General features: G+C 53.8%; 23 protein-coding genes. 20 read left to right on the top strand and 3 right to left on the bottom strand.

The window, feature by feature from the left end:
* Positions 1 to 19: 19 nt before the first annotated feature.
* Entirely contained in the window at positions 20 to 967 is a 948-nt protein-coding gene (locus tag ABD892_RS22260; RefSeq protein ID WP_345198390.1) for a FliM/FliN family flagellar motor switch protein, read from the bottom strand.
* 189 nt (positions 968 to 1,156) lie between these two features.
* Between ABD892_RS22260 and ABD892_RS22255 the strand changes: the two genes are divergently transcribed.
* From ABD892_RS22255 to ABD892_RS22210, 10 genes are all read left to right on the top strand, one after another.
* On the top strand, positions 1,157 to 2,008 hold the full coding sequence (locus ABD892_RS22255) for an OmpA family protein (RefSeq protein ID WP_345198389.1): 852 nt from the start codon (positions 1,157 to 1,159) through the stop codon (positions 2,006 to 2,008).
* Complete coding sequence (fliE, locus tag ABD892_RS22250) at positions 2,001 to 2,336, top strand: flagellar hook-basal body complex protein FliE (RefSeq protein ID WP_345198388.1); 336 nt, start codon at positions 2,001 to 2,003, stop codon at positions 2,334 to 2,336. Before ABD892_RS22255 ends, fliE begins: the two co-directional genes overlap by 8 nt.
* Before the next feature lie 14 nt (positions 2,337 to 2,350).
* Positions 2,351 to 3,994, top strand: coding sequence for a flagellar basal-body MS-ring/collar protein FliF (gene fliF / locus ABD892_RS22245; RefSeq protein WP_345198387.1), 1,644 nt, complete (start codon positions 2,351 to 2,353; stop codon positions 3,992 to 3,994).
* A complete protein-coding gene (locus ABD892_RS22240; RefSeq protein ID WP_345198386.1) occupies positions 3,994 to 5,043 on the top strand; it encodes a flagellar motor switch protein FliG in 1,050 nt (349 codons plus the stop codon). The genes fliF and ABD892_RS22240 overlap by 1 nt, the downstream gene beginning before the upstream one ends.
* 165 nt (positions 5,044 to 5,208) lie before the next feature.
* Entirely contained in the window at positions 5,209 to 6,177 is a 969-nt protein-coding gene (locus ABD892_RS22235) for a hypothetical protein (protein ID WP_345198385.1), read from the top strand.
* Position 6,178: 1 nt separating this feature from the next.
* Complete coding sequence (locus ABD892_RS22230; protein WP_345198384.1) at positions 6,179 to 6,772, top strand: hypothetical protein; 594 nt, start codon at positions 6,179 to 6,181, stop codon at positions 6,770 to 6,772.
* A 15-nt stretch (positions 6,773 to 6,787) separates the two neighbouring features.
* Entirely contained in the window at positions 6,788 to 8,713 is a 1,926-nt protein-coding gene (locus tag ABD892_RS22225; RefSeq protein ID WP_345198383.1) for a sensor histidine kinase, read from the top strand.
* Positions 8,714 to 8,797: 84 nt separating this feature from the next.
* Positions 8,798 to 9,526 carry a FliH/SctL family protein gene (locus ABD892_RS22220; protein WP_345198382.1) on the top strand — a complete coding sequence of 243 codons (729 nt, stop codon included), beginning with the start codon at positions 8,798 to 8,800 and terminating at the stop codon, positions 9,524 to 9,526.
* A complete protein-coding gene (locus tag ABD892_RS22215) occupies positions 9,523 to 10,947 on the top strand; it encodes a FliI/YscN family ATPase (protein ID WP_345198381.1) in 1,425 nt (474 codons plus the stop codon). The genes ABD892_RS22220 and ABD892_RS22215 overlap by 4 nt, the downstream gene beginning before the upstream one ends.
* Positions 10,877 to 11,275, top strand: coding sequence for a hypothetical protein (locus tag ABD892_RS22210; RefSeq protein ID WP_345198380.1), 399 nt, complete (start codon positions 10,877 to 10,879; stop codon positions 11,273 to 11,275). Before ABD892_RS22215 ends, ABD892_RS22210 begins: the two co-directional genes overlap by 71 nt.
* Here the strand turns inward: ABD892_RS22210 and flgN are convergent.
* A complete protein-coding gene (gene flgN, locus ABD892_RS22205) occupies positions 11,266 to 11,733 on the bottom strand; it encodes a flagellar export chaperone FlgN (RefSeq protein ID WP_345198379.1) in 468 nt (155 codons plus the stop codon). The genes ABD892_RS22210 and flgN overlap by 10 nt on opposite strands.
* Positions 11,730 to 12,044 (bottom strand): hypothetical protein, encoded by a 315-nt coding sequence (locus ABD892_RS22200; protein ID WP_345198378.1) that lies wholly within the window; start codon positions 12,042 to 12,044, stop codon positions 11,730 to 11,732. The genes flgN and ABD892_RS22200 overlap by 4 nt, the downstream gene beginning before the upstream one ends.
* 201 nt (positions 12,045 to 12,245) lie before the next feature.
* On the opposite strand from ABD892_RS22200, the gene flgB reads away from it, so the two are divergent.
* The 10 genes from flgB to ABD892_RS22150 are packed head-to-tail and all read left to right on the top strand — an operon-like array spanning position 12,246 to position 20,419.
* Positions 12,246 to 12,641, top strand: coding sequence for a flagellar basal body rod protein FlgB (gene flgB, locus ABD892_RS22195; protein WP_345198377.1), 396 nt, complete (start codon positions 12,246 to 12,248; stop codon positions 12,639 to 12,641).
* A gap of 22 nt (positions 12,642 to 12,663) precedes the next feature.
* On the top strand, positions 12,664 to 13,080 hold the full coding sequence (gene flgC / locus ABD892_RS22190) for a flagellar basal body rod protein FlgC (protein WP_345198376.1): 417 nt from the start codon (positions 12,664 to 12,666) through the stop codon (positions 13,078 to 13,080).
* A gap of 2 nt (positions 13,081 to 13,082) precedes the next feature.
* Positions 13,083 to 13,739, top strand: coding sequence for a flagellar hook assembly protein FlgD (locus ABD892_RS22185; protein WP_345198375.1), 657 nt, complete (start codon positions 13,083 to 13,085; stop codon positions 13,737 to 13,739).
* Positions 13,740 to 13,774: 35 nt separating this feature from the next.
* Positions 13,775 to 15,028, top strand: coding sequence for a flagellar hook protein FlgE (locus ABD892_RS22180; protein WP_345198373.1), 1,254 nt, complete (start codon positions 13,775 to 13,777; stop codon positions 15,026 to 15,028).
* Positions 15,029 to 15,076: 48 nt separating this feature from the next.
* Complete coding sequence (locus ABD892_RS22175) at positions 15,077 to 15,823, top strand: flagellar basal body rod protein FlgF (RefSeq protein WP_345198372.1); 747 nt, start codon at positions 15,077 to 15,079, stop codon at positions 15,821 to 15,823.
* Positions 15,824 to 15,852: 29 nt separating this feature from the next.
* Complete coding sequence (gene flgG / locus ABD892_RS22170) at positions 15,853 to 16,638, top strand: flagellar basal-body rod protein FlgG (RefSeq protein ID WP_345198371.1); 786 nt, start codon at positions 15,853 to 15,855, stop codon at positions 16,636 to 16,638.
* 9 nt (positions 16,639 to 16,647) lie between these two features.
* A complete protein-coding gene (locus ABD892_RS22165) occupies positions 16,648 to 17,337 on the top strand; it encodes a flagellar basal body L-ring protein FlgH (RefSeq protein WP_345198369.1) in 690 nt (229 codons plus the stop codon).
* Between the two features lie 29 nt (positions 17,338 to 17,366).
* The gene (locus ABD892_RS22160; protein ID WP_345198368.1) at positions 17,367 to 18,443 is read left to right on the top strand and encodes a flagellar basal body P-ring protein FlgI; all 1,077 of its coding nucleotides are present in this window, start codon (positions 17,367 to 17,369) and stop codon (positions 18,441 to 18,443) included.
* 21 nt (positions 18,444 to 18,464) lie between these two features.
* Positions 18,465 to 18,770 carry a hypothetical protein gene (locus tag ABD892_RS22155; protein ID WP_345198366.1) on the top strand — a complete coding sequence of 102 codons (306 nt, stop codon included), beginning with the start codon at positions 18,465 to 18,467 and terminating at the stop codon, positions 18,768 to 18,770.
* Complete coding sequence (locus ABD892_RS22150; RefSeq protein WP_345198365.1) at positions 18,767 to 20,419, top strand: FlgK family flagellar hook-associated protein; 1,653 nt, start codon at positions 18,767 to 18,769, stop codon at positions 20,417 to 20,419. The genes ABD892_RS22155 and ABD892_RS22150 overlap by 4 nt, the downstream gene beginning before the upstream one ends.
* The last annotated feature ends 24 nt before the right edge of the window (positions 20,420 to 20,443 follow it).

The raw sequence follows: 20,443 nt of genomic DNA, 5'->3' as shown, positions 1-20,443 counted from the left end.
TTGTTAACGTTGAGAGCTGTCAGGAGGCGCTGAGGCTGTCCAGAAACGCCAGTGCAAGGTGGCCACTGCCAATACCCACGCGTGCAGTAAACACCGGCTGGTCTTCGGCATTGACGACAACCGTTTCCTGAAGTGGCAGGGGGACAATGTCGCCTTTCCTGAAGCCCATGATCTTCTGCAGGGGCAGGGTTTGCTCAGCAAGAATCGCCCTGAGTTCCACCGGTGTCTGCGACAGCGCGGTTGTCAGGCGCCGGTGCCAGTGCTGGTGTGCGGCTGGGTGATGTTTCTTTCCTGGTGCTATGTGTTCCAGCAGGGACATGGGCATGTTGATCTCGAATGTACCTGTGGTGTCTTCTGTCAGCTTCAGCCGGTAGCGCGATCGCATCAACCGCCCTTCCGATGGCGTTTCATCGGTAGTCATTGTGTCCAGCAGGTTGAGACTCATAGATGGTAATGGATGCCAGATTTCCTGCCAGAGGGGCAGCAGGCATTGGGCGATGGACTCGAACAGGTAGTGTTCAGCCCGGGTGGGCGGTGTGGATACGGGGTCGGTCGGTGAGCCCTGGGAAATGTCGCCACGGCCGCCAAAAAAACGCTCGAACAATGCTGACAATAATTCCGGCGCCAGTGAGAGATAACCGAAGCCATCCTGTTTTTGGCCACCATCAGTGGCGATAGAAACGGAAAAGCATTTGATCATTGCACGAGCCGTATCGGGTTCTTTTTCATCGAACGTCTCAATGGTCGCGCCCAGGTATTCCAGCTGCATGCCGGAGAGTTCCAGTTCCCGTGACAACTGTTTAGGGACAAGACGGAGGAACGGTGTAACCAGCTGGTCCTGCAGGTTGAGTAGATAGGTGGCCTGAAATCGGGGATGGGCCAGGCTGCAGGGGCTGATTGTGGTTTCGCCGCACGGGGCGTTGGCATCCCGGGTGTGAGATGTTGAGTCATTATTGCAAATGTCCACGGGAAGTCAGCAACCATTCATACTGCATTGGTCAGCTAATCATAATCTAAAATTTCCGACGTGCAGGCTCAATTGCAGTTTAAGGTCACAATGACGCTTATAACGTTTTATCCCGTATTTTGGAGGCGCTTTCGGCTGTTGGCCGCTGTCCTTTTATCCTGTCTCTTGTTGAAACCTGACGCGTTTGCCATGGAACAAACAGTCGCATTGGATGAAGCCCAGTGGACAGTCAAAACGCGGCGTTTTTTCAGTTGTCGGCTCCTGCTCAATACGGCCAGCCTGGGGGCGGTGTCGCTGCGCGCGGAGGCGGGTGCGGTCAGGGAGTTGACGCTGGACCTGCTGGGGTATGCCCCGTTCCAGGGCGGAGGGCTGGTCACTACCGTGGATGCGCCCTGGCAGCACACCGGACGGCAGGAATTGCTATCCGACATTTATCGTGCAACCGACCACGGGGTGGCATTTGACCTTGGCAGCTTCTTTCCTGAATTGCTCGACAACCTGGTCGATGGCATGTGGCTGAACGTTGAAATGACGGATCCGAACCAACCAGTGTTGCTAAACCTGTCGACCACCGGTATCCGTGACGTCCTGCCTGAATTCAAACGATGTCTGGGCGATCTGCTGCCGGTAAATTTTGCGCAGATTCGACGGACACAGCTATTTTATGACTCAGGCAAATGGCAACTGACGTCCGGACAGATGAAACAGTTACGGGACATCGCACGCTATATTCGGGCCGACAAGAAGGTGACGGCATTGACGATTGACGGCCATACCGATGCGACTGGGGACAGGCTTCTGAACTTGCGTCTTTCGCGCCAACGGGCCGAGGCGGTCCGGGATTACCTCGTTGACGAAGGCGTGCCTGCCGCCATGGTGGCTCACCTGCGTTTCCATGGGCAACGATATCCTGCCGCCAGTAATGCCACCCAAACAGGGCGGCATGATAATCGCCGGGTCATGGTTACCCTGCAGTGTCAGGAGGCCTTGCCTGATCAGGCATCAAACCAGGGTGTTATGAAAGGAGTGAATGATGGCTGATGTCGTACATCCTGTGTTTATTGCACTGGACTTGCCGTTGGCCGTCGGGCGGGCAGATTCTCAGGCGATGACCTCTCCCACTGGTGCCAATGCCGCGTCTGGTAGAGGGACAGATTTTTCCCGGATGCTCAAGGCGGAGCTGGATCAGGTCAATGCGTTGCAGCAAACGGCATCGGATCGCATGAACCGGGTGGAATCAGGGCAGGAAGAGGATCTGGTGGGTACGGTGCTGTCAGTGCAGAAGGCCAGCCTGTCCTTTCAACTATTACTGCAGGTGCGCAATCGATTGGTAGAAGGGTATCACGAAGTGTTTAACCTGCAATTGTAGTGACCATCGCAACCATGGCAGAGACGCACACAACAGGACAGGCCGGCCGTCGGGTACGTGACGCATGGCATTCACTCCAGCAACAGCTTGCATTGTTTCGCCGCCCTGAAAACCGGCGCCTGACCGTGGGTCTGTTGTTCGGTGCCGCATTCCTGGCCATTGTTACCGTGACCTGGCTTTGGTGGCAGGACCGTGATTATCGTCCCCTCTATGGACGACAGGAGCAGTATGATGCCGGTGTCGTCATCGACCAGCTCGACAAGGCGGGGATTGCCTATCGAGTACACCCTGATACGGGTCAGGTGATGGTGCGATCCGCAGAACTGCCGGAAGCACGGATGGCATTGGCGGCCGGCGGTATTGCCCCCTCCCTTCCGGAGGGACGGGCCCTGTTAACGGAATCGCCTCCTCTGGGCATCAGCCACTTCATGGAGCGACAGCGTTACATTGCTGCGATTGAGGGGGAACTGGCCCGAACCATCATGACACTGCAACCGGTACGCAGTGCCCGGGTGCATCTGGCGATACCGGAGCAGACTGTGTTTCTGCGTCAGTCACCGGAACCCCGGGCTTCTGTTGTACTGGAGCTCAGTGCCGGTGCCCGGCTGACCCCGCTGCAGATCGAAGGCATTGTTAATCTGGTCGCAGGCAGTATTGCGAACCTGGACAGAAATAATATCAGTGTCGTGGATCAGCTGGGTGCACCGATCAGTGACGAGCTCGATGAAACAACGTTATTGAGTGAGGCGCGGCGCCAGTTGCAATACCAGTCTGACATTGAACGTCGGCTGGAGACCCGGGTGCTTAGACTGCTGGCTCCGCTTGTGGGGAATGGTAATGTGCGTGTGCAGGTCTCTGCCGAACTGGATATGACATCGGGCGAGCAGACCCGTGAGAGCTACAGTCCTGACAACGAAGCGGTGCGCAGTGAATCCATGCAGCAATTGGTATCGGGGAATGAACTGCCCACCGGAACGCCCGGTGCGCTCGAAAATGTGCAGGATACGACAGGAAAAACGTCTGTTCAGGAAAAACAGTACGTACGGAATTATGAAGTAGATCGTACGGTCAGCCGTGAACAGCGGCTGCCGGGAGAACTCCGCCGTTTAACGGTGGCAGTATTGCTCAATACACGGCAAGCGGTGCAGAAAACGAAAGAGACTCAGGATGCGCAACCTTGGAGCGACGAGGAGCTTGGGCGGATGACGGTACTGGTGAAACAGGCCGTGGGGTATACCGCAGGCCGTGGCGATCAGGTCAGTGTCGAGTCATTGCCGTTTGTCACAGAGGCGCAGAATAATCTGGAGAAGGTGAATTGGTGGCAACAGCCCGCCATGATTACGTGGGGCGGGCGTGTAATACTGGCACTGATCATTGTGTTGCTATTACTGGTCGGCCTTCGTCCGTTGGTTCGCCGTTGGCTTCAGACTAGGCATCCTCCCGGTAAGGTGACGGCTCAGTCAGGACCTGGCAGTGAGGGCTCGGTGGATGATATGTCTGGCCTCAGTGAGTCTCCTGCTGCCACAGAAATGCCTTACGATGACGATGCCGTCGGCTTCCAGCACCGGGTAGAGACTCTGAAGCAACTTGCGCGGCAGGAACCTGGCAAAGTCGCCCATGTCTTACGACAGTGGTTGTCTGAGAAACCGGCCTCCTGATGGTTAGTCCTGGCATTACACGCCCCGACAGCCAGCGGGAATCCCTGGGGCCGATGGAACGGCGAACCCCCAGCGACGCTGCGGCCATCATGTTACTGCTGGGTGAGGAGGATGCGTCTGCCGTGCTCAAGCAGATGACGCCCTCAGAAATCCGTGTGCTCAGTGAGAAGGTTTCAGCGCTGAAAACCTTGCAATCCCGCGATTTAATCCGACTGTTGGACGATTTTGTTCAGGCCGTCAGCCATGCCGGAGTTTTGGCGGGAAATTACCAGATGCAATTGAAAAAGACACTGCAGCGTGCCCTGGGACGCGAGCAGGCCCGGTGTCTGTTAAGGCCGCTGTATGATGAACAGCAGCAGAATGTGTTGGAAGGGCTTCAGTATGCACGGTCGGATGTGCTGGCCGGTATGCTTCGTTGCGAGTCACTCCAGTTTCAGGCCGCGGTGCTCGCCTGTTTACCGGCAGAGCAGGGAGCACAGGTCATGGGATTATTGCCTGAGGAAACCCATCAGGCGCTATTGATCAGGATTGCCGGGCTGGAGAGTTTGTCACGGGCCTGTTTACAGAGTATTGCGGCGTTGTTGCAACAATATCTGGATGAGACCGGTATGGATCGGGAGTTGCCGTTGCGTGGTGTCCAACAGGTGGCGGACATTATGAACCTGTTCAGCCGGGAGAGCGGCAGGGATATTCTGTCGGGCATTCGGGGCGTAGATGAAACACTGGCCGAAACCATTGAGCGCCGGATGCTTCTCTTTGAACACCTGTTACACCTTTCACGGGAAGACTTGCAGAAATTGCTGGGTGATGTTGACCAGCGAACACTGGCGCAGGCCCTCAAGGGTGCGGATGAAAACCTCAAAGAGGCTATTTTTTCAGGACTGCCCAAGCGAGCGGTGCAATACCTTGAGGATGAGATGCAGGGGCTTGGCAGAATCCGCCAGGGCGTGGTGGATAGCGCCCGGCGTGAGATCCTGAAACGGGCTGAGTCACTGATCAATGGGGGTGAAATAACGCTGTCGTTTACGGATGAAAAGCTGGTAGATTAGGTGACGATCAATCTATTGATAAGTCGACTAAGTAGCCCTTTTAAATAGCAATTTAGCATGATATTTTGGGATGTCAGCGTATGAGTAGCGTGTGATATATACTTGTTGATAATAACAAGCACAGAAAAAGTGCGGATATTTGAGCTTTTTGACAGGGAGTCAGCATTGAAAAATCGATTAATAATATGCTTTATGCTTCCGTTTATATATGGTGTCAGCCAGGCTGATATTGCAGATAATTTACGCTGGACGATTGATGGTAGTGCTCGCTATAACCAGTTTTCATCCCCGGATCGAACAAGCCGGATTTATGCGTTAGGGATAGATACACATAAAGTATTTAGCGGTGAACACGGCGATATTGGGTATAGCGTAATACAGTTATATTTTACTCAGCTGTCACATCACAAGCCCACACCATTTATGTTTGATTCTCCGGATGATGGAAAAATCATCGTCAGGGAAGCCCATATCAATTATACCGCTTCTCCGGGCTGGCTACCGAACCTCCGCCTGGGTCACTTTACGATGCCTTTTGGTTTGGAGGACAGTAATGATACCAATGGCAAACTGCTAGATTATGGCCATGCTGAAAACCTCGGGACTAAATTGGACTGGGGTATCCTGCTCAATAAGGTACATGATGATTTTGAATATAAAATCAGCTACACATTAGGCGGAAAGGATGATCCGAAATCCGTAGATGGCTCTTCGTTAGTGACGGGTCGTATTAGTACATTGGATCATTATAATCTGGTTGTAGGATTCTCATTTTATGATGGTGAGCTTGATAACAGGAACAGGCAACGATTTGCCGTTGATATGCAATATTATATTGGCACTTGGGGGGTGAAAGCCGAGCTGGCTACCGGTGAAGTGGATGATGACAATGAAAAGTATGGTTTATTTGAAATAAACAAACTGTCGTTAGATGAAACATGGAAGTTGTATTCCCAGTATATTTATAGCGATAAGTCCGGTTTTGATGACAATAATGAGACCGGTGTGGTTGGTATCAGCTATGAGCCTGATACACATTGGGAAGCCAGTGTTGAATACAAGCACCAGTTTAGCAATATTAATGGTTTGGATGAAATGAAGCTGTTCAGAACTCAAATCAGATACAGGTATTGATATGCGGATTATCTTGCTATTCATGCTGGCTTTTTTTAGTGGTGGCGTATTGGCTGATGCCTACTGCTCATTAAGGGATCCTGTTGCACAGATTAAATTATTGTATCCCGATAAAACCAATCAGATGTCAATTGTCAGAGAGATTGATGAAGACATCCGGCAGCAGGTTAAAGCAGCACTACCCAATAATGACTTGCATTTTGGTGAGTTAGGCAAACACACGTTGTACGTTGCAATGAAGGGCAATCAGCAGCTTGGTTACATACATGTCCGGTCAGAGCAAAGCAAGTGGGGGTTGGTCGAAATTATCTGGGCCATTGATGAAGATTTCAGGGTTGTGGATTTTGCTTTTCAACGCTGTCGAAGCCCCAAAAAGAAGTTGATCGAGAATCAATCGTTTAAAAACAGGTTTATTGGTAAGAATCTGGAACAATTAAAGGCATATTTGGCTGATGATGGCGTTTCCGCTAATGAACAGCTGCTGGCGTATGCAGGAGGTGCTGAGGATCTTGCCAATGTTGTTTTAAGGTGTGCGCTAAAAACACTGTTGCTGACGGAGATCGTATGGAAGCCTGATTTAAAAGGCAAACATTGACGTGCTAAATATATTATGAAGATATCCAATTATAATCAGATTATTGCCGTATCGACACTGGTTATAGGTGTTTGTATCTTTGGTTTTATTTGGACTAAATACCAGAAAGTAGAACAGGTCTCTCGTTTTCGTTATGAGTCTGGCATGTCATTGAAAACATTCCAGCATTTTTCAACCATGTTTCAAGTCTGGCTTACAACGCAGGATTTGTTTTTTTCAGGCAAGCAGTCATATCTTGCCAGGGGAATCAATGAACAATCAAAATCCCTGGTTAACACCTTGCAGAGCCTGGAGTTAAAGAATGAGCGAGATCAGTTGTTATTACGAGATATTGAGTCCAAGCTTAAAAAAAATGATGGGGTTATTGCCTCATTGATGACCGTTTCAACCGTTTCTCATGATACGTGGTTGCACGCCATCAATACCTCTGATGATATCACCTCTTCTATCATCGTCTCCATAGAACAGCTGGCAGAAAGGCTTGATCAAAAGAAATACCAACTCGATACTGAGTTCGCAGATGCTGTCAGGCAGCTCAAGGTATGGGGGGTCGTATTAATCGTGATCTATCTTTTAATGATCATGTTGGGTACACGTTGGATCAGTAAAAATATTGTAAAACCTTTGGAGAATATCAGGGCGATTGCCACGCAACAATTAATCTCACATGAGGATGTTGAGTTTGTTCAGCGTGATGGCCCTTTAGAAGTCAAAGAGTTAGCGCGTTCTATCCAGAACTTAACGCAGCATATTAAGGTTGAGATGCATAAGGCGGAAGAGCAGCGAAATAATGCCGATGAAGCTAATAATCGCTTGACCATGATAATGGATTCAGTACCCAATGCCATTGTATTGGTCGATCAGGCTGGTGTTATTAAAGACATCAATATGGCGACAGAGAAATTGTTCTCTGATACGGATGAGCATATTTTAAACGCCAGGTTGAGTGATTATTTGCCCGCGTTCGCCCGTGAAGATGGCCAGTTTGATCGAAGTTGTGTCGTCGGTAGTGTACAAGAGGGTATGTTGGCACCTCATATAAAACACCCTTATGTGGAGTATTCGGGGTGTTTGATTTCAATATTTGGTGAAAGCCATTACTTAATCACTATTAGTGATATAAATGAACGGAAGCATAATCAGAAGGCTTTGATGCAATTGAATCAGCAGCTGATTCAGGCGGAAAAAATGGCTTCTGTCGGACAACTTGCCGCAGGTATGGCGCATGAAATAAATAATCCCATTGGGTATATACAAAGTAACATAGAGATGCTTGGCGAGTATTTTGTTACTGTTAACGAGTGTATGGCGTTAATGCTGAGAGGTGAAAGTGAAAAAGCAGCTAAATATTATCAGGATCATGACCTTGAATTCATTTTTTCAGATATTGAGGTGATTTTACATGCCTGTCAGGATGGCACGGTCAGAGTGACGAGAATAATCAAAGGGTTGGGTAATTATACGCATCTTGGTAATGAGAAGATGGAGCCTGTTAATATTAATGCTTTGATTACTCAAAGCCTCGGATTGGTTGAGAATGAATTGAAATATAAAGTTGAAATTGACGTTTTTCTTGAAGCACCTTTAGTCATAATGGGTTTTCCACAAAAATTACTGCAAGTGCTTGTTAATTTGTTAGTCAATGCCTCGCATGCCATAGACGGTTCGGGGAAAGTCTGGGTCAAAACACAGCGGGTCGACTCAGAAGCCAATATCATCATACAAGATAATGGGCATGGCATTTCAGCTGACAACATGGAGAAACTCTTTGATCCATTTTTTACCACTAAGCCGGTAGGAAAAGGAATGGGGTTGGGCTTGCATATTGTGCGATCTATTATGGAGGAGCATAACGGCTACGTAACCGTTACGTCGACTGTCGGTGAAGGAGCTGAATTTATATTACACCTGCCGTTAATCCTGGAAGAAAGCCAGTCATGAGAGGATTTTACAATCCACATCGGATCATTAGCTAAACGCTAACTATACTCTCCCTATTTTTTGAACCCGTGTGATTTTCAGTGTATGCCGTCAAATTCCACTGTCGTTCGTTTTCAGTTTCCAGTCATTGATACTCCAGCGGAGCCCGTTGTTCCCGATGCGTCTGAACAGCCGCTGTCGACCTTTGAGTATGAGCAGCAGGCACGTCGAATGCTTCGTCGTGCTCGTGAGCATGGCTACAGGGAGGGCTTTGTTCAAGGCAGGGAACAAGGGGGTGAGGCAGGGTACTCTGTGGGTCTGGAACAGGGGAAGGAAGATGGTCATCGTCAGGGCTATGAGCAGGGGCTAGCGAGTGGCCGCCATGAAAGCCTGGCGAAGGTCAACCTGGTGCATAGCGCATTGACTGCCTGTTGGCAGGAGTTGAGTGAGTGGCGCGATGCCTGCGGACGTGAGCTGGATGAACAACTGGTGTCAGTGGTCCGCCTGATTTGCCAGCAGGTGATTCAGCTTGAGCTGAATATCCGGCCCGATGGTGTCAGGGCGCTACTGGATCATGCCTTGGGTCTGTTGCCCCAGACGGATTCCGCCTCCATACGTCTGAACCCGGAAGACAGGGTTTACCTTGAAACGTTGAACCTTGCGTTACCTGACCAGTGGCAGGTGACGGATGATGATGCGATCACGGCCGGTGGCTGTATCCTTTCAACCCCTGGCGGCAGAGTAGATGCTCAGGTTGAAGCCCGACTCGCGGTGTGTATTGCAGAATTGCGCAAAAGCCTCGGGCTGCCGGACGCCAATGGCAATGGCGAATGACACATTGGGATAACACGCGGAGAGGCTTGCAACAGGCCTGCAGTAACCTCCAACGCCTGTCTACGATTACGGTGTCGGGTCGGTTAACCCGTCTGCGTGGCATGTTGCTGGAGGCCGAAGGCTGCCAGATTAATACCGGTCAGCGCTGCCTGGTCAGGAACCGGAACGGACAGCAGGTGGAAGCGGAAGTGGTCGGTTTTGACCGACAGCGCTTTTTTCTGATGCCCATGGAGTACGGTGAAGGCCTGGGGCCGGGCGACACGGTGCTCCCTTTGTCGGGTGATACGGGAATACCGGTAGGCAAGGCATTACTTGGGCGTGTGCTTGATGGCATGGCAAGGCCGTTGGATGGCAAGGGAGGGCTGTTATGCGACAAGCGCATCACATTGCATGGGGCTCCGATCAATCCCTTGCTGCGGCGCTTGATTACGCAACCGCTGGACGTAGGTGTGCGGGTGCTGAATGGCCTTATGACGGCCGGTCGTGGGCAACGACTGGGCATACTGGCCGCAACGGGTGTGGGAAAAAGTGTGTTGCTGGGGATGATGACCCGCAATACCGAAGCGGATGTGGTCGTGGTGGTGCTGGTTGGTGAACGGGGGCGTGAGGTCAGGGAGTTTATTGAGCACACGCTCGGGGTCGCCGGCATGGCGAAAGCGGTCGTGGTGGCCTCACCCGCAGACGACTCACCGGTCATGCGCCTTCGTGCTTCCCTGCTGGGACACCGCATTGCGGAGCATTTTCGGGATGAAGGCTGCCATGTCCTGTTATTGATGGACTCTCTGACCCGTTACGCCCAGGCCCAGCGGGAAATTGCGCTGGCCGTGGGAGAACCACCATCCAGTCGTGGCTATCCGCCGTCCGTGTTCAGCCTGTTGCCAAGATTGGTGGAACGTGCCGGTAATGGCTGCAGCGACAGGGGCTCAATCACGGCGTTTTATACCGTGCTGGTGGAAGGGGATCGACAGGAAGACCCGGTGGCTGATGCGGCGTGTGCCATTCTGGACGGGCATATCCACCTTACCCGGCAGCGGGCGGCGGGCGGTCATTACCCGGCCGTTGATATTGGCCTGTCTATCAGTCGCGCCATGGAGCGGGTGGTGAGTCCGGCTCATCAAGCGTCGGCTGTCGCTTTTCGGCGAGCCTGGGAACGTTGCCATGAAATCCGGGAACTGATGGAGCTGGGTGCCTATACGCAGGGGAGCGATCCGGTTAGGGATCAGGTACTGGCTCTGGAGCCTCAGTTAAACCGTTTCATTTGTCAGGGACTGACGGAGTCCGTTTCATTGCCTGACACGATTCAGGCGTTGACCCGAATCGCTGAGGAATGTTCACATGCAGGAAAAGACAATGACCCGCTGGCTCAAAACCCGACGGGCACAACAGCAGATGCTCATGGTACAGATGCGGTATCTGGCTGAAGAACGTGACCAGCATCAGCGGCTGATCCGCATGCTGGACGACAGTAGTCATCCGGGTGCCTTCTCGGAACCCAAATGCAATGGCCTGACATTGGCCAACGGACTGGGTTTCAGCCACCAGGTATCCGCAGTGCAGCGGCATTTGGGCGGGATTCTTGATCGCAATGAGAAAACCAGCCAGCAACTGAGGTCGGATGCATTACGACTGAAACGACAGACAGAGGTCAGCGAGCAGCGCCTAGAGTGCCGTCAGCAAAGACGACGCAGAAACCAGTTGAATCGCGTGATGGAAGAGGCCGTATGCCGCTGGGATGGTGGTTATGACTGAACCAGTTTGTGTGCTGCGCGGTCATTGATCCGTTGGCCCAAGGCATCATAACGCTGGCGTTTCAGGCCGTTTAACTGGTTCACGTAAAGTTGGCAGACCTGGGATTGTTTCTCGAGTAACCAGCGGTTGGTGTCACGTTGCTGCTGACACTGCAGAGCCAGGGCCAGGTATTCGCGATGGAGGCTTCGCGCTTCATGGGTCGCTTCCGCCGAGAGTGTGGTGCCGGGGTTATTGAGCCAGGCAACAAGTGTCTTGTAACCCAGTCTGGCCAGCTGATCCTGGCACTGAGCCATATGGCAGGCCAGTAAATCGTGGCTTTTTTCAATCAGTCCGGCCACGTGCTGTAACCGTGTCGTCTGCCGACTGACAAGGGCACTATGCTGGCGGGTAAGCTGCGCGCGCAGGGTGGTCAGGAGTGTACAGCCATCCTGCAGAGTTTTAAGGAGTGATTCGGTCATGATCGGTTAAAAAACAGCTGCTCCAGTTGCACGAGTTTATGGGCGATGGTTTCCGGTTCACTGGCCGTCTCACCGATGGCGGTCAGTGACTGGGTAGAATCGGCAGACGCGGCGCTGTGGATCACCTGACCGATGGCAGCCTGTTCTGTACTGCTAAGGTACAGTGCTGTGGCACTGATCTCAATGTCGGGTCGCGAGGTGGCAGTAGCAGTAGTTGAATTTGATGTTACCCGCTTTTGCTCTGAGTCCGTCTGCTGTGCAACAGCCGCAGGGCGGTTACCGGTATCACCGACTCCTTCTATGACCATCATTCAATTCCTGGCAGGCGCAGTACACGACACAAATGTAGCAGATCCACGCGCCATAACGTAAAAACCGGGTGGTATTTTGATGGGATCGCTTCTATATACAGTGTGCTGGTTTTGGGGCAACTGCCGTATAACGGACAACCCGTTGTTCCATGACGTTTATGTAATGGTTGCCGGTTTGTACCGGCCGTTAGTGATACTACGATGGCCATACAGTTTGATCAGGCGCTCGGTAACCAACCTCAGGCGCTTGCCTATAGAACATCTCGCAGTGCCATATTGGCGGGGAACCTGGTGAACCAGGAAACACCGGGCTACCACCCGCAGGATCTGTCATTCCGACATCTGCTGGACGTTGAAGATACGCAGGCACGTATGGTGAGGACAAATCCACTTCACCTGTCAAAGGCAGGGCAATTAGCCGCCACCCCTGACGTCGTGACCCGGGCACCGTTGCAGTCGCCGGTCAATGGCAATTCGGTTGAGCCGGAAAGGGAGCAGTTGGCTTTTATGCGCAATGCGACTGATTTCAACCGTGGGCTTTATTTTCTCCGCGCCCGGTTGAACGGGTTATCCCTGGCAATCAATGGTTCCCAGTAAGCCTGTCTGTGAGGTGTAACGTATGTCATTTTCTGCGGTGTATGACATTGCCGGCCAATCCATGGCGGCTCAGACGGTTCGGATGAACACTGTGGCCAGTAACCTGGCCAATGCCCGGTCAGCGGCGTCCAGTGAGGCGAACATCTATCGTGAGCGCGATGTTGTCTTTCGTGCAGACCCCGTGGGTCGTGGACGTCAGTCGGCGTTTGGTGTCACCGTCAGTGATGTGCTCAGGAATGAGCGTCCGGCCGAGCAGCGTTACCAGCCGGGCCACCCTCTGGCGGACAATAACGGTATTGTGTATTACGCCAACGTGAACACGGTGGAGCAGATGGTGGCCATGATGGCCGCATCCCGTCAGTTTGAAGCGACTGTATCGGTGCTGGGCACGACCCGGCGCATGCAGGATCAACTGGTTGAACTGGTGAGCCTCCGTTAACCATGGCTATCGTAACAGAACCGTTGTCTGGCAATGGCGCAATAGCGGATACCACAGCCCGGCCGGGCAAGGCAGGGGATCTCGGCAAACAGGATTTCATGAAGTTGCTGGTTGCCCAGATCCGTAATCAGGATCCCCTGAATCCGTCCGACAGTACGCAGATGGTGACCCAGCTGGCACAGTTTGCCGGGGTGGAGTCGCTAGCCGATATCCGGTCATCCATGCACGGGATGGATCATGGGTTGCAGGTGCTTCAGGCAGCCGGTCTCGCGGGGCGTAGGGTTACAGTGAATACCGACCAGTTGGTGTTGTCCCGCGACAGCCGGGATCGGGATATAGCCATTGAAGTGGGCACGGATGTACTGAGCGGCAACCGGGTAACCGTCATGCTGACGGACGGCCTGGGTCAAACGGCAGCCGTTCGTGAACTTTCCTGTTCCGGACGTGATCCGGCGAGGTTCAGCTTGAAAGAGATCGGGGGGGAATCCCTGCCGGATGGCGTCTACTTCGTGTCAGCAGCCTCTGATCAGGCGCCGCTGCCGGTTGCTGTCAACAGTCGTGTTAACAGTGTTTCGCTATCTGCTGAACAAGGGGAAACCCTGTTACAGCTGGCCGGTGTTGGCCCTGTGCCTGCATCGTTTGTGCGCAGCATCGAATAGTCCCTGGTATACACCCATGGTCGTGAGGTAGCGCGATGTCCATGAATATCGGAGTGAGCGGTCTCAAGGCAGCTCAGCAGGAGCTGGATGTGACCGGCCACAATATCGCCAATGTCGATGTGGTGGGCTTCAAATCCTTTCGCAGTATGTTCGCTGATGTGTACGCGGAATCCGGCGGCAAGATGGCGCAGGTCTCCGGCGTACTGACCCAGGGCACATCGCAGCGCTTTAACCAGGGCATATTGCAGACCACCGGCAGTTCACTGGATATGGGTATAGAAGGCAGTGGTTTTTTTGTGTTGTCCGGCGACGGTAACACGTTCTATTCCCGTGCAGGGTATTTTGGACTGAGTCGTAATGATGATCTGGTCAACAACCAGGGCTTTAAAGTTCAGGGCTTTCAGGTGGATGACAAGGGCGAAGTCGTAGCAGGTGCCCTGGGTGATATCCATATTGAGCGAAAGAGCATACCCGCCCGGGCAACGTCCCAGATCAGCGCCGCCATCAATCTGGATGCCCGTGATTCAACGATTCCGGCAATGGTCTTTGATGAACAGCAACCGTCCAGTTACAACTGGGCCACCACCTTTGGGCTGTACGACAGCCTGGGGGTACCGCACCAGCTGACCCTGTTCACTGTGCTGGCAGACAGTGACAGCAGCACCTGGGATCTCTTTTACCGGCTGGACAACCAGATGTTAAAGGATGTCTCTGACCCTACCCATCCGGTATTCCGTAAAGATCAATTGGCCTTTAATGGGGATGGATCCATCAAATCCGGCGGACTGGTTACCCTGGATGGAAACGACAGCAAGCTTTCAGGTCTGGAGCCGGGGGGCGGGGCACTGCCTCTGGTGTTGAATCTGGATCTCTCTTCCACGACACAGTTCGGCCAGGACTACTCCATTGCCGCCATCAATCAGGATGGCTACACCTCAGGCAAGATGAATGCGGTCCAGGTGGATACCGGCGGTCTTGTCCAGGTGTTGTATTCCAATGGCCTCAAGGCCACACAGGGACAGGTGGCGCTGGCGACGTTTACCAATGAAAACGGCTTGGTCGCAACAGGCAACAGTAGCTGGCAGGCCACAAGGGATGCCGGTGACCCTACCTATACCCAGTCGGGTACCGGTGGCGCCGGTGTCATTAATGCGCAGCGGCTGGAGTCCTCCAATGTGGATCTGTCGTCTGAACTGGTGCAGCTGATTGTGGCCCAGCGAAACTATCAGGCCAATGCCCGAACCCTGAAAGCCGAAGATGTGGTGATGCAGGCACTGCTCACGGTGTAACGCTGTTCAGCGTGAAAGCCGCCTAACCGCCAGAAGCGAGTTTCTATCATGGATTACGGTGTTTACCTAAGTGCCGGTGCGGCCTGGCAGACGATGCTGGCCCAGCAGACTCATGCGTCAAACCTGGCAAATGCTGAGACAACGGGTTTTCGTTCCGATTTCAACTGGACGGGTGAGCGTGCGTTTAACCTCGCAGGGGTAGAAGGCAGGATACCCGGCACCCGCACTGGCGCCGAGATGCAATTAAAAGGCAGTCGACTGGTGCCGGGTGACAACCAGTGGAGTGGACGGGAGCTGGATGCGGCGATTGTCGGTGAAGGCTGGTTTGTGGTGCAGTCCCCGACAGGGGATGAAGCCTTTACCCGGGGCGGTAATTTTGTTGTGAATGGGTTTGGCGAACTGGTGACCACTGCCGGTCTGCCCGTGCTCGGTGAAGACGGCGTGATGGTGTTGCCGGTGTTTAGCGGCTTGCAGATAGCCAGTGATGGCATGATCACGGTCGTTGTGGAAGGTGGTGACCTGGTGGAGGTCGGTCGGTTGCGGCGGGTGAATCCACCGCAGGGAACACTGCAAAAAGGGACGGATGGTTTGTTCCGTTATACCGGCCCCGGTGCCGTACCTGACGATCCCGATGTGGCCGTACTGGGTGGCGCGCTGGAGCAGAGCAATGTCAATGCCATCGAGGAAATCTCGGATTACCTGCAGCTTTCCCGGGAGTTTGAATTGCAGATAAAGGCCATTCGGACGTTTGACCAGATGGCCGCCCGGGGCAATGAACTCCTGCGGTCTTCCTGAAACGCCAGAAGCGGTGAGGTAGTTGTCAGATGCATCCGGCACTATGGGTCAGTATGACCGGGTTGTCCGCCCAGGACTATAACCTATCAACGTCGTCTAACAACCTGGCCAATATTGATACCGTCGGTTTTAAGAAAAACCGGGTCACCTTTGAGGACCTGTTTTACCAGGTACTGCGACAGCCCGGTGCCAAGGCAGATGAAACTAATGACCTGCCGTCAGGCCAACAGCAGGGCACGGGTGTTCGGATTGTGGCCAGCCAGAAGGTCTTCAGCGGCGGTAATCTTCAGACCACGACACAACCCCTTGATCTGGCCATCTCCGGCCATGGTTTTTTCCAGGTGCAGTTACCGGATGGTACATCGGCCTATACCCGCAACGGTCAGTTTCAGCTGAATGCTGACGGCAACATGGTCATGGCATCCGGCCTGCCGCTGGAGCCGGCTATCACGATTCCGCAGGAAGCCCTGAATATCACGATTGGTGAAGACGGCACTGTCAGTGTTTCCGTGTCTGGTGAGGTGGAGCCCCGCAATGTCGGCCAGATCACCCTGACCAATTTCATTAATCCCACCGGACTGGAAGCCCGGGGTGGCAATATTTTTGTGGAAACCGTAGCCAGTGGTGATGCCATTGAGGGTGCGCCTGGCGAGAACGGACTGGGACTGGTGAAGCAGTACACGTTGGAAGCTTCCAATGTTCAGGCGGTGGAAGAGCTGGTGAACCTGATCGTGGCCCAGCGCTCCTACGAGATGAATACCCGGGCCATCAAGGCGACGGATGACATGATGGAATTTCTGATTCGCTCCTCATAGGCACGGTGTATGAAACCGCTGGTGGTAAGGCTGTGGATACTGTGGGTTCTGATGATACTCAGTGGTTGCCAGCTGTCGCCAATGGCTGGCCCGATTGAGGAGTCCAGTGAATTGCCAGATATTCCTCCTTCTACCTATAACGCATCACCCGGCAGCCTGTTTCGGGGGCCTGCGTCTGCCAGTTTGTTTGAAGACCGGCGCGCCTATCGTGAAGGTGACATCCTGACGGTGGTTCTGGCTGAGCTGACCCGCTCCAGCAAGGCCGCGGATACCACGATTGGCAAAAACAGCACCATTAACATGCCTGATCCTGTGTTATTGGGTCGTACCGGTGCCAGGCTGCTGGGCAGCGAATGGTCGTTGCAGAACTCCATGAATATGAAACGTAATTTCAGCGGCAAGGCCAGTAATGAACAGAACAACCTGCTGACCGGTTATGTGAGTGTTGTCGTACAACAGGTGCTGGATAACGGCAGTCTCTATGTCAAAGGGCACAAGCAGATCCGACTCGGGCAGGGCGATGAAATCATTTACCTGAGCGGCCTTGTGCGGCCTGAAGATATTACGCTGGATAACCGGGTCTCCTCCCTGCGGCTGGCCAATGCCAAGATCAGCTACACCGGCAAAGGGGATATGGCCGAGGCCAATGTCATGGGGTGGATGGGGCGTTTCTTTAACAGCCGGTGGTCACCGTTTTGATGATGAAAGTGGCGGGTTCTTTTGCGGTTATGGCCCTGTGGCTTATCAGCCTGACGTTGCGGGCGATGCCATTGCTGGATCTGGTGACACCGGAGGGAACCCGGAAAAACCAGTTGGTGGGCTATGGTCTGGTCGTCGGTTTACAGGGTTCGGGTGACCAGACCCGGCAGACCCAGTTTACCGCCCAGTCAGTCAATAACCTGCTGAGACAGTTTGGAGTGCAGCTGCCGGAAAACGCTGAGCCCCGGCTGAAGAATGTCGCGGCAGTGAGTGTTCATACGACGCTAAATACCTATGTAAGGCCAGGGCAGGCGCTGGATGTGGTGGTGTCGTCCATTGGTGATGCCAAGAGCCTGCGTGGCGGCAGCCTGCTGGCGACGCCACTTAAAGGGCTGGACGGGAATGTCTATGCCATTGCTCAGGGCAGTCTGGTGGTGGGTGGCGTCACGGCGGAAGGTGCAAGTGGCAGCAAGGCGACGGTGAATATTACCACGGTAGGTCGGATACCCGGTGGGGCGGTTGTAGAACGTTCCGTGATTCCGCTGTTTGACGATTACGGCCATATCATGCTGAACCTGAACGAGACGGGTTTCCGGCAGGCGCGTCTGATCGTCAATGCCATTGACCGGGAGTTTGGACAAGGAACCGCCCATGCCATTGATGCAGCCCGGGTGGCGGTGTCCGCCCCCTATGATACAGACCAGCGGGTGGCCTTCATGTCGCGGCTGGAAAGCCTGACGATTCCGCAGTTGGAATTGCCTGCCAGAGTCGTCATTAATCCAAGAACCGGTACGGTGGTGATTGGGCAGAATGTTCGTATACGACCGGTGGCGGTTAGTCACGGCAGTCTGGTTGTTACTGTGTCGGAAGAGCCTCAGGTCAGCCAGCCGGGTATGTTCTCCCGTGGTCAGACCACCACGGTACCGCGCAGTGAAGTACAGATTAGTGAGCAGAAGGGCACGATTTATGAGTTGCCGGATAGCCCAAGACTCAGTGATGTGGTCAGTGCACTGAACAGTGTGGGGGCGACGCCCAGTGAACTCATGTCCATCCTTCAGGCGTTCAGGCAGGCCGGTGCGCTGGAAGCCGAGATTGATGTGCTCTGACCCCCCACCCTTGAGGAGCTTATGAATACCTTATTATCCTTGTCAGAACCGACGGCATTGGACGTATCGTCAGTACAAGCCACTGATTCGAGTCAGGCAAAAGCGAGAGCGGTGGTTGAGGGGTTTGAAACGCTGCTCTGGCAGGAATTACTGAACAGCATGCACCGTACGGCAGATGCCATTAAATCCGGTGATAACCCATTGTCGCCGGACCGCAGCTGGGCCGATGACTGGTTGTCGGGCATCTGGGCGCAAGCCATGACCCGGCACAGTCAAAGCGGCCTTTCCGACCATATGCTCCGTCAGTTACGGATTGAAGCACCATGAACCTTCTGGATATCGGGCTCAGTGGCCTGAACAGCGCCCGTACCCGGCTTGAGACGGCTGGGCACAATGTGGCCAATGTGGCGGTTGAGGGCTTCAGCCGACGTGAAGTCCTGCAATCAACCTGCGAATGGTATCCTGCGGATCAACAGGTCATGCTGGCGGGTACACGCATTGACGATATCCGACGGGTGACCAGTGATTTCCTGGTCGACCAGCGTCATGCGACCTCGGCAGACTATGGCGAGGCCAGGGAGTTCGGTGACTACCTGAAGCGACTGGATGCTTACCTGGGCAATGAGTATACCGGGGTGTCATCATCGGTTGAACGGTTTGTCAGTGCTCTGAGTGCGGCCGAAACAGAACCGGCATCGACCGCTTACCGACAGCAGATCATCAGCGAAGCGGCAGCCATGGCTGTTAAATACAACAATCTTGGGCGGGTGTTGGTGGATTTCAGCCAACAGGTGGATGACCAGTTGGGTGCGATAGCTGCGGAAGCGTCAGCGCTCTCAGACAGTGTGGCGACATTGAACCGAACCATTCGGGATGGTTACAGCCGTGGCGCCCATATGGCTGACCTGGAAGACCAGCGGGATCAATTGATTAATCAACTCACGACGCAGGTCGGTGTACAGAGCCTGCGTCAGCCGGACGGGATGACCAGCCTGTTTTTCCGATCCGGTCAGTCACTGGTGCAGGGCGAGTGTGGTTATGGCGTAGTGATGCCAAACAGTGCGCAGGATGCCATGGCGATTCAACCTCAGCTGGACAGAGACGGCTCCCTGGAACCGTTACGAACCGACAGTGGCGAAATGCATGGGCTGGCGCGTTTCCGGTCCGAGGTGTTATTACCGGTATTGAACATGCTGGGCTGGCAGGCCGTCATTATCAGTGCCGGCAACAACCGGATCCTGGCGGACGGGCAGGATATGGCGGGGAATGCCGGTGCAGCCCTGTTTAACGATGTGAATGCGTCTGATGCCTGCCGTGCGCGGGTCATTCCTGAACAGTCATCAGGCAGCGCCAAGGCGACGCTAGCCGTGGATACATCACAACTGGCTGCGCTGAAACCCAATGATTACAGACTTAGGGTGACAGAGCAGGGCGGGCAGTTAAATTACACCATCCAGAGAGTGACGGATAACAGCGAAGTCGCATCCGGTACGCTGGATGCGACAGCGACAACCCGTGTGCCCTTTGAAGGATTGGTGCTGGAACTCTCGGCGGGTTCCGCGAAAGGCGACAGTTACCTGTTGACCCCATGGCGACATGAAACCGCTGCGATTCGAACCGTCTTATCGGAACCGGATCGACTGGGGCTGGCCGCAGCGGGGAATGGCCCTGGTGACAACAGCAACCTTACCCACCTGATGTCCTTCATGCAGTCAGAAACCTTCAGTGCAGGCACTTTGCCGGAATCCTCTGACCGGTTACTGGGGCGTATTGCGACCCGTAGCTGGCAGGCGACACAGCAGGCGGAATCCCTTGGTTTGCTGAAGCAGGAGGCGGATGCAGCCTGGGAATCGCGCAGTGGGGTTAATCTGGACGAAGAGGCGGGTGACCTGATGCGTTTTCAGCAGCATTATCAGGCTAATGCCCGGGTGTTATCGGCTGCGCAACGGGTATTGGATACGTTGTTGTCACTCTAGGCAACGTGGCCGTATTGCGCAGGC

Source organism: Kistimonas scapharcae, from assembly GCF_039540975.1.
Lineage (GTDB): Bacteria > Pseudomonadota > Gammaproteobacteria > Pseudomonadales > Endozoicomonadaceae > Kistimonas > Kistimonas scapharcae.
The sequence above is the reverse complement of the archived record's forward strand: the minus strand, read 5'-3'. Positions and strand labels throughout refer to the sequence as shown.

Coding starts and splice junctions, on each gene's coding strand:
- flgN (WP_345198379.1), bottom strand. CDS start 11,733: ATGACCGAATCACTCCTTAAAACTCTGCAGGATGGCTGTACACTCCTG.
- fliF (WP_345198387.1), top strand. CDS start 2,351: ATGGCAGAGACGCACACAACAGGACAGGCCGGCCGTCGGGTACGTGAC.
- ABD892_RS22165 (WP_345198369.1), top strand. CDS start 16,648: ATGAAACCGCTGGTGGTAAGGCTGTGGATACTGTGGGTTCTGATGATA.
- ABD892_RS22220 (WP_345198382.1), top strand. CDS start 8,798: ATGCCGTCAAATTCCACTGTCGTTCGTTTTCAGTTTCCAGTCATTGAT.
- flgG (WP_345198371.1), top strand. CDS start 15,853: ATGCATCCGGCACTATGGGTCAGTATGACCGGGTTGTCCGCCCAGGAC.
- ABD892_RS22230 (WP_345198384.1), top strand. CDS start 6,179: ATGCGGATTATCTTGCTATTCATGCTGGCTTTTTTTAGTGGTGGCGTA.
- ABD892_RS22215 (WP_345198381.1), top strand. CDS start 9,523: ATGACACATTGGGATAACACGCGGAGAGGCTTGCAACAGGCCTGCAGT.
- ABD892_RS22210 (WP_345198380.1), top strand. CDS start 10,877: ATGACCCGCTGGCTCAAAACCCGACGGGCACAACAGCAGATGCTCATG.
- ABD892_RS22225 (WP_345198383.1), top strand. CDS start 6,788: ATGAAGATATCCAATTATAATCAGATTATTGCCGTATCGACACTGGTT.
- ABD892_RS22155 (WP_345198366.1), top strand. CDS start 18,465: ATGAATACCTTATTATCCTTGTCAGAACCGACGGCATTGGACGTATCG.
- flgC (WP_345198376.1), top strand. CDS start 12,664: ATGTCATTTTCTGCGGTGTATGACATTGCCGGCCAATCCATGGCGGCT.
- ABD892_RS22175 (WP_345198372.1), top strand. CDS start 15,077: ATGGATTACGGTGTTTACCTAAGTGCCGGTGCGGCCTGGCAGACGATG.
- ABD892_RS22180 (WP_345198373.1), top strand. CDS start 13,775: ATGTCCATGAATATCGGAGTGAGCGGTCTCAAGGCAGCTCAGCAGGAG.
- ABD892_RS22150 (WP_345198365.1), top strand. CDS start 18,767: ATGAACCTTCTGGATATCGGGCTCAGTGGCCTGAACAGCGCCCGTACC.
- ABD892_RS22200 (WP_345198378.1), bottom strand. CDS start 12,044: ATGATGGTCATAGAAGGAGTCGGTGATACCGGTAACCGCCCTGCGGCT.
- ABD892_RS22185 (WP_345198375.1), top strand. CDS start 13,083: ATGGCTATCGTAACAGAACCGTTGTCTGGCAATGGCGCAATAGCGGAT.
- ABD892_RS22240 (WP_345198386.1), top strand. CDS start 3,994: ATGGTTAGTCCTGGCATTACACGCCCCGACAGCCAGCGGGAATCCCTG.
- ABD892_RS22160 (WP_345198368.1), top strand. CDS start 17,367: ATGGCCCTGTGGCTTATCAGCCTGACGTTGCGGGCGATGCCATTGCTG.
- ABD892_RS22255 (WP_345198389.1), top strand. CDS start 1,157: ATGGAACAAACAGTCGCATTGGATGAAGCCCAGTGGACAGTCAAAACG.
- fliE (WP_345198388.1), top strand. CDS start 2,001: ATGGCTGATGTCGTACATCCTGTGTTTATTGCACTGGACTTGCCGTTG.
- flgB (WP_345198377.1), top strand. CDS start 12,246: ATGGCCATACAGTTTGATCAGGCGCTCGGTAACCAACCTCAGGCGCTT.